The 12263-nt window shown below is 41.4% G+C and carries 17 protein-coding genes; all 17 read right to left on the bottom strand.

The genetic code is table 11. The annotated features are described in order from the left end of the window. Positions 1 to 569: 569 nt before the first annotated feature. On the bottom strand, positions 570 to 782 hold the full coding sequence (locus PN499_RS23215) for a hypothetical protein (protein ID WP_272035035.1): 213 nt from the start codon (positions 780 to 782) through the stop codon (positions 570 to 572). A gap of 539 nt (positions 783 to 1321) precedes the next feature. Next, entirely contained in the window at positions 1322 to 3355 is a 2034-nt protein-coding gene (locus PN499_RS23210) for an FtsK/SpoIIIE domain-containing protein (RefSeq protein ID WP_272035034.1), read from the bottom strand. Then, positions 3345 to 3713 (bottom strand): hypothetical protein, encoded by a 369-nt coding sequence (locus PN499_RS23205; protein ID WP_272035032.1) that lies wholly within the window; start codon positions 3711 to 3713, stop codon positions 3345 to 3347. Before PN499_RS23205 ends, PN499_RS23210 begins: the two co-directional genes overlap by 11 nt. A 2-nt stretch (positions 3714 to 3715) precedes the next feature. Next, the gene (locus PN499_RS23200; protein ID WP_272035030.1) at positions 3716 to 4219 is read right to left on the bottom strand and encodes a hypothetical protein; all 504 of its coding nucleotides are present in this window, start codon (positions 4217 to 4219) and stop codon (positions 3716 to 3718) included. A gap of 93 nt (positions 4220 to 4312) precedes the next feature. Next, entirely contained in the window at positions 4313 to 4825 is a 513-nt protein-coding gene (locus PN499_RS23195) for a CAP domain-containing protein (RefSeq protein ID WP_272035028.1), read from the bottom strand. A 164-nt stretch (positions 4826 to 4989) separates the two neighbouring features. Beyond that, positions 4990 to 5148, bottom strand: coding sequence for a hypothetical protein (locus PN499_RS23190; protein WP_272035027.1), 159 nt, complete (start codon positions 5146 to 5148; stop codon positions 4990 to 4992). Between the two features lie 363 nt (positions 5149 to 5511). After that, the gene (locus PN499_RS23185) at positions 5512 to 5796 is read right to left on the bottom strand and encodes a hypothetical protein (RefSeq protein WP_272035026.1); all 285 of its coding nucleotides are present in this window, start codon (positions 5794 to 5796) and stop codon (positions 5512 to 5514) included. Positions 5797 to 5840: 44 nt separating this feature from the next. Next, positions 5841 to 6677, bottom strand: coding sequence for a PspA/IM30 family protein (locus PN499_RS23180; RefSeq protein WP_272035024.1), 837 nt, complete (start codon positions 6675 to 6677; stop codon positions 5841 to 5843). A 4-nt stretch (positions 6678 to 6681) separates the two neighbouring features. Next, complete coding sequence (locus tag PN499_RS23175) at positions 6682 to 7284, bottom strand: rhomboid family intramembrane serine protease (RefSeq protein ID WP_272035022.1); 603 nt, start codon at positions 7282 to 7284, stop codon at positions 6682 to 6684. Between the two features lie 263 nt (positions 7285 to 7547). Beyond that, positions 7548 to 7784: a hypothetical protein gene (locus PN499_RS23170; protein WP_272035019.1), complete on the bottom strand. Its 237-nt coding sequence runs from the start codon at positions 7782 to 7784 to the stop codon at positions 7548 to 7550. 231 nt (positions 7785 to 8015) lie between these two features. Further along, positions 8016 to 8273, bottom strand: a complete 258-nt coding sequence (locus PN499_RS23165; protein WP_272035018.1) for a hypothetical protein — start codon at positions 8271 to 8273, stop codon at positions 8016 to 8018. A 4-nt stretch (positions 8274 to 8277) separates the two neighbouring features. Beyond that, positions 8278 to 8466, bottom strand: coding sequence for a hypothetical protein (locus tag PN499_RS23160; RefSeq protein WP_272035016.1), 189 nt, complete (start codon positions 8464 to 8466; stop codon positions 8278 to 8280). A gap of 186 nt (positions 8467 to 8652) precedes the next feature. Further along, the gene (locus PN499_RS23155) at positions 8653 to 9315 is read right to left on the bottom strand and encodes a hypothetical protein (protein WP_272035014.1); all 663 of its coding nucleotides are present in this window, start codon (positions 9313 to 9315) and stop codon (positions 8653 to 8655) included. After that, complete coding sequence (locus PN499_RS23150) at positions 9266 to 9751, bottom strand: hypothetical protein (RefSeq protein ID WP_272035012.1); 486 nt, start codon at positions 9749 to 9751, stop codon at positions 9266 to 9268. Before PN499_RS23150 ends, PN499_RS23155 begins: the two co-directional genes overlap by 50 nt. 417 nt (positions 9752 to 10168) lie before the next feature. Next, the gene (locus PN499_RS23145) at positions 10169 to 10471 is read right to left on the bottom strand and encodes a hypothetical protein (RefSeq protein ID WP_272035010.1); all 303 of its coding nucleotides are present in this window, start codon (positions 10469 to 10471) and stop codon (positions 10169 to 10171) included. Positions 10472 to 10654: 183 nt separating this feature from the next. Next, positions 10655 to 11014 (bottom strand): four helix bundle protein, encoded by a 360-nt coding sequence (locus tag PN499_RS23140; RefSeq protein ID WP_272035008.1) that lies wholly within the window; start codon positions 11012 to 11014, stop codon positions 10655 to 10657. A 66-nt stretch (positions 11015 to 11080) separates the two neighbouring features. Continuing rightward, positions 11081 to 12263 (bottom strand): hypothetical protein (locus PN499_RS23135; protein ID WP_272035006.1); only part of this gene is annotated, 1183 nt, incomplete at its 5' end.

The raw sequence follows: 12263 nt of genomic DNA, 5'->3' as shown, positions 1-12263 counted from the left end.
TCGATCTCAGTCTTCATCGAAACCATCAGTACGGACTCCTGCGAATGGCGAGTTTACCTGGCAGCTAGATTTGCACTTTCTAGCAGATTAACCTTTTCTGGCACGAGGGGAGCAATGCCACTCAAGGAATAGAAAGCAAAAAGTTCATTTAGAGCATCACGAGAGTGCCACCCTCTCCCCTTAGATGTAGTTTCTTTTACAACATTTAAAACAATAGTTCTGAACAGTTTTGAGTGACTAAACTAAAAAACCAGGGTTTTACACTTCCAAGATGAACGAAAGAATAAGGGTTTCAGCGAAAATCTCCGAACTATTGTTAAAAATAGTCTTTATGATTGTTTAAATTAGGCTAAGTCTTCGTTCCATTTTGAGAGCGGTGTTTGCTTAGGTAAACACATTTTAATTATATACCAAATTTATAAAATTAGCTAAAAACTCAATAATTAATTTTAGATTCGACAATTAAGGTAGTGAAATATTACTACTTGAAAAATTTGCGTTCAACGATCGTTCCTTGCTCTTTGGGCAAACCAACAGGCGAGCGTGATACTAAGGAAATTATAAATTGATTATTCCTCTTCACAGTTAATAAAAGTAAATGCCTTTACTTTTTCAATAGCTGAAATCTCCGCTGCACGGTACTTATCTCTTTGTATGTCATTTAAATCGGGAGGTGGTGAGAACCTGATGATGGTAACAATCTTAGCTAAAAAAGTTTCTTGAAATGGTTTACACCTTTCTTTAACTTGACGTAGGATATCCCTTCCCCTGATTTGAGCCATGCTATTTAATGCTCTCCAAGTTCAGCCAAAACCTGTTCCACAGGCTCAAGGTTTATCGAACCCAGAAGTTCCTGAATTTGGGCAGATCTCATTACAAGCCATTTTCTGCCTTCGGTTATGTGACCTTCTGGTCTTCGCTGACTTTAATTTTTGCCCTCCTGGTCATCCACTTGTGCGATGCCGGAGGTAGGCAGCTACGCCATCACTGCACTTTGTAGCACACAGCCCTCAACTTCTCCCTTTGCTAGTAATTTCTTGAAACCTTTTCTTGAGAAACAAGTGCATCTTTTCCCTCTGATTTTTATTCAACCATAAAAACTTATTATGTAAAGCTTTATGACAAAGCAAACAAACACCAAAAATATCGTCTCCTATTTTCTCTTTACCTAAGTTGTGATAAGTTGCATGATGAGTCTCTGCTGAGGGAGCGAGACAAATACAGCACTTATTGTTAGTTGCAGCGCGACACAGTATTGAAAGCTGTTTCCACTTTTTAGATTTGAGGTATCTTTGGTATTTGAGAGAATGTAACTTCAACTTTAACACTCAAACCCTTCACCACTAAGAATAGCTTTATATTGATTTTCAGCAGCTTTATATCGTAAATCTGTACCACTCCTTTCTAACCCCCATACCTCTTTAATTGTCCGAATTTTCCCAATCCCAGAGTATTTATAATCTAACACCACATCTTTAAGATGTGGAGAAATTTCGTCAGTAGGATTAGGGAATTCCCAGTTTTTTGGCAGTAAAGACTGTGGAGATGTGGAGACTGTAGATTCTGTGGAGTCCATGTGCATCAAAGGTTCCAACCTGTGGAGGTCAGAATGTGGAGGGTGTGTCGCTCTATGGTTATCGAGTGTGGAGGATGTGGAGGTATGATTAGGTTGAGAAAGTTCTACATCAGCCAGTTGAGAAATCCAACGTGCTCTTTCTGTGGGTGCCGATGGTGGATTGTAAGCAGTGCTAATTCTAGTCTTTTGAGGACTTGTCAGCGCATATTGGGATAGATACTGCTCTGGATTACAATAGCAACTTTGAACTCGCGTTAACGTCCCCGCAATCCTCACCAAAATATCACCCTTTCCTAGTAATTCCTCCCCACCTGGAATGCCAATTGCCGCCTTAGAATTATGACCATCAATCACCTTAAGACAAACTCTAGCCTGCAAATTTGAAACCACAGCCCTTGAAAGCATATCCTCTGTGCAACGCTGTAAAGCTAATATCCAATTAATACCAAAACTTCGCCATTTTTGCGCTGCGGGTTCTGCTAGTTCGTTAAATCGCTCTTTGTAGGCAGATTTTTTGCTACTCAAATCTGACGTTTCATCACTGAATAATACTAAGCGCGGGAGATGGTCTACACCTGATAATTGGCAATATTCAACAAAATTAGAAACACCATTCTCCCGAAACACAGCCTTGCGTCTTTCCATTTCATCATTGAGAGCAGCAATCGCCAATAAAGCTGATTCAGGCTCATAACTAGGTTCGTTCCACAACCAAGGGACATTCCCCCAAATTCGGTGCGGGAATGTCTCTTCTTTTAGGTCAATGATTACTAGCTGAACTTCGGCTGGCGGATGCCGTAGAATCAGGGAAAGAGCCGCGCTCTGCAATGCTTTACTTTTACCCGAACCAGATTCTCCAGCTACTAACCAATGAGCAGAATAAGGCTCATCTAAATCCCCAAAAACAGGTTCAAAATTAATATCAACTCCTACTAGCATTGACATTTTCCCTTTCAAGTCCGCAGGTAGAAACGGCAAAACACTCTCCAAAGGAATAACTTGGCGGTCAGGGCGAGGTAATTCAATTTGAATACCCTTAGACGAAGGGCTAATCAGAGGTTTATGTAAAAGACCAAGGAAAGATTGAAGTTCTGCTGCACACCCTGCGATTTTAGCGACTGTTGCGGGCGAGTCAGAATTGGGAAGCACGTAAAGCGCAATCGTGCTTGGCCCTTTCACCAAATCCAAAACTTGAGCCTCAATGTTGTACATTTTTAAAACTCGTAAGACGTTAGTTGTAATGTCTTGCGAATAAGGGGAAGGGGGAAGAGAAGATTTTTCCTCTTCTACCCCCCTTCCTGTTGAGTCCTGTGTGGAGGGAAAGCTAAACGTATTTGGGGAATGCGTTGCTAATTGTGCTTGAGATGCAGACGGGTTCCCCTGAGCGGTTCCTGAAGAGTTGTCCCAAGATTGAGAAAGCCTACTCATCAAAATCTGTTCAGTAGCGCTTTTAGCCATCTGCTCCTGTACAGCTTGCCGATGAGCAAAAATTTTGCGACGTTTCTCCCGTTCCATACGAGCAAGAGGTTCATCATGGGCCGCAATTGCACCACCAATCAGTAAAACCACACCACTAAGTGATTGGAAAATAAAACTACAATTGTTCGCTACCCGATGAGTAGCATCCTTGGAATTAGAGTATAAAAATGGAACCAGCGACCAAACCGCGACATTGACACCAATTAACGTAATTCCAGCAGTATAAATACAGTAACGAATCCCATTTGACACCCACTGTCGTTCAATCCCAATTTCAAAATCTAATTCTTTACTCTCCATTACCCCTACCCAACCAATAAACCATTAAAAATCCTACTAACACCAGCACCACTGCTAATCCACCCAACCAGTACAAAGCAATAATCCGATGCAAAGCAAAAGCAAAAATTGTCACCGTACTAATTAAACAAGTTAGACAGAGAATAGCCCCCCCTCTCACATCAGTGGGTTTAACTGCAATTGCATTGCCCACAGTTTCATCAAATAGAATAGAAATAGTAGTCGCTAAAATTAAAATTACCAATGCCGCGTAGGAAAAACTTTGGATTTCCCTATAAATCTTGCTATAGTAACACGCGGCACTGAGCGGGCCAGAAAGAAGAAAAAATATCCCTCCAGCCATCAGTGCTCTCGACATTATTAGAAACCTCCCACCTTTTCGTAGCGGTCAGCATCTAAATGAATTTGCAGTTTTGCCACATCTACAGCCGACTGCAAACTATACGCAGCTTGGTTATGTTTAGTAGCCAAATCCGCAGCCGCAGAACCCAATTGGGCGTTAGCTTGTTGTTTAGCAAATTCCGCCTGCATCCGCTTCGTTTGATAGGAACCGTAAGCTCCAACCAATTCAGCAGATTTAGTCTCTATTTCTGCCGCAGCTTGCAGAACTTTTTTGGCGTTTTCAACTTTTTCACCCAGAACTTTAGCACCTTGTTCCGCTTGCATTGCCCCAGCCTTAGTTGCCATTGCCAGCACTTTATCGTGCTTGATAGCAGGCACATTAAATCCTGGCAACTGTTTAACTTTGCTAGGGTCTAAATCGCTCTGATAAGGCTTAAGCAAATGGCTGGGTGTCAGGTTGTCAATCTGATTCTGAGATATCCCAGAATGCCGTTTACCAAAGAGTGATTGAACAAAATTCATACAGTTTTCCTCCAATCTTGTACGTTACCGTTGCTATCAATTTAAACCCGTTCTATAACAACGGGGGCGCTCTTGCCCCAAATATGAATGTATTCATCGAGCCAAAAGTTGAGTAAAGTAAATTTTCCCCTGTTTATTCCTAGCAACTCCTACACCAATCTGGCTGTAATTACCGAGCATATTTTTATTATGACCAGGGCTTTTTTTCCATCCATTCATAGCAGTTGTAGCTGGATTTTTAGAGCCATAATTCATCGCCACATTTTCAGCAATACTTTCAACTCCCAAGTAAAGTTTGGCTGTTTGTGCGCGACAATTAAACCCGCCATGACCAAACCCAACTCGTCCTAATGCCATATCTTCGCTATGCTTTCTTGCTAACAATGACAACCGAGGATTAACGAATAATTCGTCTTTACCTTTATTGCTGCGATAATTGTTAGTCAGCCAGACAACACTTTCTTTGATTGTGCTTAATTTTGCTGATTTCTCTGAGTGCGATTTTAGGTTTGGCTGCGATACCGCTTCTGGAACAATATCGCAGCCAGCCATCCCGAAGCAGGATAAACCTATTAGTATTAATAACCCCGATGCTTTTCTCTTCATTTTTCAAACCTTCAAAGTCTCAAGGAAAACTCGATTATTTGGAGAAGCTAATGGCAGTAAAGATGGTAAAGTAGGTGTTACAAGTATCGCTATTCTCATCAAAATAAAACCTACTCCTACCAAAGCCAATCCATTTTTAACGCTCGACATAATTTCTTTGTTGGTCATTGGCAATTTTGAGGTTTATGTTGACGATTAAAAGTTTGAGAAATCCAACTTTTTGCCGCAGCAACGGGGTTATTTTCAAACTTACCTCGAAGTTCCCAACCAGACCAAGTACCAACAAAGAAACCAAAGACTAAAACAACCATCCAAACTTTCATGTTTACTTCCTATTAATGAAATTACGGGCTTGAGTTACGAAGTGAATTACTAGGTGAACTATTCTGTGAATCTGGTAGCGTTCGCATTCTTCCCAGGGTGTAGCATAACGCTATTCCACTTGCTGCTATTAGCAGCAAAACCAACCAATTTGATATCTTGTTATCCATTGATGGAACTACCTAAATTTATTCAAGTTGCTAACGAGACTTAGATAAAACGGAGCCGGAAAACAGGCTTAAACTTAGTCACAGAAAAAATTTGAGGTTGATTTATAATTTTTCTGGCTGTGACTGAGTTTGAGGCTCCTAAAACCCCCTATAAGCTAAATCGTGCCAGAGAGGGATAGAACCTGATTTTAGCTCCTAATTTCTCGGTTCTTCCGCTAATAAACTTGTTTCATACAAGCAGCTAGCAATATCTTCATGCGGTCGATTTTCCCGTAACTGAATTAGCAGAAACATGATGGTTGTTCCCATTGCAAAGAAGGTATCATAATCACTGCGATAGCCGTATATTGCGTGCCATAACTTACCAATTTCAGTCCCTAAATCTGAATCGCTATTCAACTCTGTATTGTATTCGGCAGATTCTACAATGCTCTTGACAAAATCTATGTTTTCCTTAGTGAGTCTGATTGCGTATCTCATACAATTCCTAATTGCTTCCTTTGTAAGCTGACACCTAGCCATTCCTACCTAAAATTCAGTTCAAGCTGACGAAATTGATCTTCAAAGTCAGTTGGAGAAATGGGAGGAATAGGAGGAATAGGAGCAATGGGTGCAATAGGAGGAATTACATTAGCTGAGCTATTGGAAGTAACACTGGTAGTAACAGTACGAGTGTATTTTGAAGGAATGCTAGTAGCTGGCTGTAAAGAGTGGCGAGTTTCCCATTCAGTTAATTGCTGTTGCGTTGTACTGTGTGCTTCCAATCGTAAGAAATCGCGCTCGCTGACAATATTTTCAGTGAGCAATCCAGCAGCACGAGTTTGATATTCAAACTGCTTAATCCGATTCGCTAACTCATCAAACTGACCAAAAGCAGTTCCAAATTCCCCAGACAAAGCCTTATCCAATTCCTGCTGAGTTTTTGCAGCCCGCACCCGCATCGTCAACTCAGCTTTCTGATTTTTATACTGACTGACTTTAGCCGATAAATCTTCATACCGCACCCGATATTCCTCAAACTTGGGAGCTATTATTGCCAGAGAATTAGACAAACTCTGTTGCAGCACAATCGCTTCCTGCTTTTTCATGGCTGCGTGTTGTGCAAGCTGTATATTACCTGCCTGCACTGCCAATAAACCCCGCTGATGCCATACCGAAATCTCTTTATTTACAGCAGCTAATTTGTCTTGAGTTTCCATGTAAGCAGCACCAACATTTGCAATCGCATTCTTGTGCTGAATTAACTCACGCTGCATCTGTTCAATTGTCTGATTTAGCATCAATTCTGGGTCTTCGTGAGCGGTTAAAAAGCTCCCAACTTTAGCTTTGATTATGTTTAAAACTCGGTTGCCAATTCCCATTAAATTATTCCTCCAGATTTTGTTGATTGAATGGTTTAACAAATGCTGCTACAACACCGGCGATTGCTCCCCCTAAATGCCCTTGCCAAGAAATACCTCTGGGTACAAGTCCCGGAACCATCCCTGGCCATAATTCTCCCCACATTTTCACTGTTAAGTAAGACGTAACCGCCATGATAGTAAACTGCCCAAAACCCTTAGCTGACGGTTGTTTAAACGTGGAAAATAGAACGGGTAATGTCCGAATAATCAGGTAAGACCAAAGCCCGTAAATAACACCGGAAGCACCGACTGCTACTGTTCCAGGTGGGGTAATCACCCAAGCAATTAAACCCCCCAGAATTACACAAAACCAAAATACAAAAGGGAAGTTTTTCCAACAGAGAACAGACAAAGGAATGTAAGCAAAAGTGTTGCCGATTAGGTGTAACCAACCTGCGTGAAGGAAAGGGCAAGTTATAATCCCAACTAAGTAGATTCCTCCTACACCTGTGTACAGCCCCAACCTTCTCAATTCCCCGGCATATATTTCCTCATTCGCTATCTGTATTGCCCACATCAAGGCAAGGTACACAACTTGCGGTGATGTGAGTATTTTGCTAATCATTGGGGGATACTACCCTTCTGATGTTTGGCATTTCCGCGCCCAAAGATTAGACTGAAGAAATCAGAAAATGGGTTTGCATGAGCTAACTTTTGGGGTGAGGTATTAGCTGTTGATAAAAGGTAAAAAGCTAATCCTAGTAAGACAATTGGCGCTAGATATTTCATGGTATGGTTGGTAAAACTGGTAAAATTCAGGCTTTTTGGGGAGGATTGCTGCCACAATACAAGTAACAGCAACCCAACACAATAAATGTGGTCGCATGGTTAGCTTTTGACGTAGTTAGAGGGAGCAAAAGAGGACTCTACGGGTTGGCGATTGCCATTATGATTACCTCCACCAGAACCATCACCCACTTGCAGAAGGCCAATAGCTCCTAAAGCTAGTAAAAATAAAGCTGCACCAGCAAAAATGCCAAAGGATGAAGTGCTCTGAGTTCTTTGCTCCTGTTGAAAGGAAAACCCAGTTTTGAGCGTGTCTTCGTTCTTAAAGGGATTGTTCATTGAATTTCCTCTTCGATTTGAATGTTGTTGGTATCTTCGATAACCGATGGGTTAGCATCTCTTGACTGGTAATTATTAGAGGAATATCCTCTGTTAAAAACCAGACTTAGTAATAGAAATGATCCCAGTAAAAATGAGGCAAATTTGTAAGCATTGAATTTGTAAGTTGTAATTTCCTCAATCTCAACTACTACTCGATGCCTAAGTTCAGTCTTTTTGTCCCAAAACACATTATTTATCACCTCCATTTTCTGGATGTAAAATATGGTTGAACTTAGTTATTTGCTGGTATGAGAATGAGCAGAGATATAGAGTGCCCGCAATCATCACCAGGCTGGAACAAGCAACTAGAATAGCCACCCAAATATTTAACAACCAGTCTTGTTTGCTACTATCGGGAGTTAAGTCTTGTTTACTATCACTGCGTCCAACTCTTAATAAAGTTTCAAGCAGTAGTTTGGCAAGAAACGCTTCCAGAAAATGGGTCATAGATTTACCCCAATCTCATTAAAAAACTGAGTTCTTCCCACATAGAAATTGTGCTTTTAGCCTCCCATATTGTGAAAATGCTTACTGACCCTTGTCGAAGCATAGAACCGCAAGCTTTTCTCAGTTTTGCCCAAACAGTTTCGACTGTTTTCACTTCTACTATTACAGCGGAAACATCAACAATTTGTACCATAACATCCTCCTGTGAAATTAATGAAATTTACTCAACCAAGCCGCATAATTTGAGCTAGTTCTTCTCCGTAATTAAAGTTGTCCCTTAACCCTGGCTTGATGTTTTTAGAGAGAGCGCGAGCCGTCAATTTACCAGCTAATCTAGCCAAATAACTAGGAATACGCCTCTCTTCTTTCAACCGCCTCTCTAACTCACCAACTCGCTTTCTAAGAGCGTTGATTTCCGCACTTTCTCTGCTGATGATTTGTACTTGTCCAGCAGTTCTTTTGAGCTGTTGATGTTGACAGTTGCCGCACTGCTGTAAATCTCGTTTGGGAGTGGCACACCCAAGCTGGTTGCATACTTAGAAGGGTTAAAACTTTCACTATCTGCCACGATTTCTTTATGATTTGCTGCTATTAACCATTCAGTAAAGTTTTGCTTACCTTGCTGAAGTGTTCTCAAACAACTATCGGCATAGACTGTGACAAGTTGTTCGCCTTTAATTGCACCGACTACTGCGGCTTGTTCCCGCAATACTTCATCTAGTGTGGAGTTTTGGGCGGAAGCTGCTTTTAAATCGTCAGCAATTGTGTTTGCTGATGATTCGATGTTTTCATCGCTTTTATTGGTAAGACTTCCTACTGGGGTTTCCTCTAAAGTTTTTGAGGTAGGTGGAGTCGGGGGTAGATTTATTTGTGGTTGTGGTTGTGACGGTGTTGAACTTGCTAATTGGGCAAATATTTCATCTACTTGCTCTTCTGAAAGTTGGTCAAGATTGGGGTCAATTTCGATATCGGCCATCGCATCTAGGATGTCTTCAATGGGGAGGTTCCATTCTTGACTCAATTGAGATTTGGTGTAGGGCATAGTTGAATGTTTCCTCGCTAAATATTTGTTTTCCCTGTTGACTTTTGAGAAACTGTGTGATTTTGTTGTATGTCACCCTTCCATAAGATTTGTATTGGTAAAGGGCGTTTAACAAACGGTGGCACCATTGCTGGAATGCCGTGTACCACAGCTTCCTCTTTTGTGTTCTTTGATTGCGGTAATGAGCACGGTACGAATGGCAATATAGGCGTAATTGCGTGTGATGGCGGTGAAAAGTATCCCTACTAATAGAAATTAGTTGGAGTAAATCTTGTTGCCTTACTTCGCGCTCGTTACTGTCAACTGCAATGCGGATTAAATCATTGCGGTTTAGTGTAATTACGTTTCCATCTTGCCACTCGTCTTGGTCTAATAAAACGCTGGTTTCTGAGTAATCGGTAATGTCGATTAGTCTGGAAATTACTGGGGAAGCCATTCTGAAGTTTCATCTGACATTTTTGCGGTTTGTTTTTAAGTGGTCGGATGTTTGTTTGATTTGTCCGATAACTTAAGGTTAAAAGATTACCCTGAGATTGGCAAATTGTTTTCTCAAATTTTCAATGTGGAAAATTTGAGAAAACAATTTGATAATTGGGAGTTTTATGATAAAAGGTAAAGTCTCTTAATACCTAGCTACAGCAAATTCTAAGTAAATAGAATAAACTAATGTAAGTAATTCAATTAGCCGAACCAAAGCTTACTAAATTGACTGTCATCCATAAACCTGCAATCTACTGTATATGTTGTTTCTGCGTAAGTCGTGTATTTTTATTCAAAAAGTAGTCACAACAAAATTGCTCCCAACTCAATGAATAATAGGGAGAATCAGATACTTTAGTTTATTGTGTTCGCGCTAATTTCGAGTAATAGTTTGATTCCAGGTAATGTGCAGTGCCCCTAAAAAGAGGCATACTTCTAAAGGACATCCGCTAGGGTTGTTCAACCACTTGTATATAGTTGAGTTCTTTTTGCCCTCAATCAACCTCTGTAAAAACCTCACTCGTTCCGCTTTATAACCTGCTTCGGATTCTGACAATCCCAGTAAGCGAAATTCTGACCTATACTTGCCATTAGTTAACAATTTAGGTATCCAAAAATCACAAAATCTATCTGGTGTTACTGGTTCAGGAATTATAAATTGTTGTTGTGATTTCATAATTTTATCGAAGGGGAGGGTTAAATCGAAGGGGAAGGGGAGGGGGAAGGGGAAGAGGGGAAAGGGAAGGCTTTGCCGTGATCTCTGCCGAATGGGAAAATCCCACTTATTGTTTTAGCTTTTTTTGAAGAAAGGAAAGCTAAAATCTATCCTTCCTTCCCCCTCCCCTTCCCCTTCCCCTTCTTAAGTACGAGATGCTAATTTTCTAGCAGTAGACAAAAGAAGGCGAATGCACTCGTCAATTTCTTGGCAGAGGGCATGACTATCTTGTTGATTGATATAGCCAAGCTCAGTGGCTATCCATACATGGGTATCAACTTCTCGCAATGAACCTTCAGCTATGTGCAAAAATCGTACATAATCGGTTGTTGTATTGCGTCCATAGCCTTCAGCAATGTTGGCAGGTACAGAAACCGCAGCTCGACGAAGTTGATTAGTAAGACCATACAGTTCCTCCTTGGGAAACTTTTTGGTAATCTCGTAACACTTCACAGCTAACTTTGCTGTTCTTTGCCAAATAAATTGTTCGCGATGTGATGACATAATTAATCTCCTTTTCCTTCCTCTTTCCCTCTTAACCTTCCCCTTCCCCTTCCCCTTCCCCCTCCTTTAAAACACGGTGGCATAGTCGAGAATTAATTCGCACAGATAACGTCCCAGGGCAGACAATCCGTTTTTACCCTCCGCTATCATTTCTTGCACTTTTTCTTTGCCGATTGCTGGTGTTAGGGCTTTTCCCAAATCTTTGGCTATCGCCTCTCCTGAATAGACTTGTTTCAAGCTCTCTTTTTCGGCTCGTAATTGTTTAAGTTCGCGAGCGCTGTGAAAGCCGATGGAGATGCGCTCCACTTCTTCTGGGGAGATGTTGATGTATGCTAAGTTTTGCTGGGGATTGTAAATTGGCACTTCTGTTTTGTGGCGAGTCCCTTCATCAAAGGCTACTATTGCAGCTTCGCCGGATGAGCCGGTGAGGGATACTACTTTCTCAAACCTTACTACTCGTCCCATTCGACCTTTGTAATCGCCTCGTCCTCCACCAATAACTCGGACGACGTTATTGATTTCAATTTTGGGCTTTTCGGTACTGGTGGCGATCGCATTAACTGGGGTTCTTAAGTTTTTCTCGACCGTCGAGTTCGTTGAAGCTGCACTATTACCCTCGGAGGAATTCTGATTTAAGCTTGCTGCTAACTCGGCTTCGAGTTGTTGCACTTTCTCAACTAATTGAGTTATTGAATTTTCGTAGTGAGCACTTACTTCTGCTTCAACTTGGGTGCGAATAGTTTCCAAGTCGGCTACGGCGGCTTTAGGCTCTGATTGAGATTCCTCGGCTTTTGGCTCCAATGGCGACTCATCTATAAATAATTCACTGGCTATAGCCGCTATTTTCCTTTGAGTTTGGTTCAATTGCTGGCGGAGGTGGCTCTTGGCTTCGCTTTCAATTACACAGTTGTTAAATTCTTGTTGTAGGGATGTGCGATCGCGCAAAGCTTTTACCAGTTCCACCAATTTGGGATCTGATAGTTCGGGTGTTGCAAATTGCAAAGCTGCTTGGACTTGCTGTTGTACTTGGGTGGCGGTGAATTTCGGCTGTTTAGGCTTGGCTTGTACCAAGGTTACGTCATAGCCAAAGTCTGTCAATACTTCCAAGATGTGGTCTGTGGATATTGGTGCAACTGCGGCTCTGATGCTTGCTTGTTCTTTCAAGGATTCAATATCAGTATCGCCTATTCTAAAAATCGCTTTGACAATTTTCCAGTCGGAATCTGTGGCGTGAAAACCGGGGGTGATT

Source organism: Kamptonema animale CS-326 (assembly GCF_028330895.1).
Classification (GTDB): Bacteria; Cyanobacteriota; Cyanobacteriia; order Cyanobacteriales; family Microcoleaceae; genus Kamptonema; species Kamptonema formosum.
This window is presented reverse-complemented; position numbering and strand designations above follow the sequence as displayed.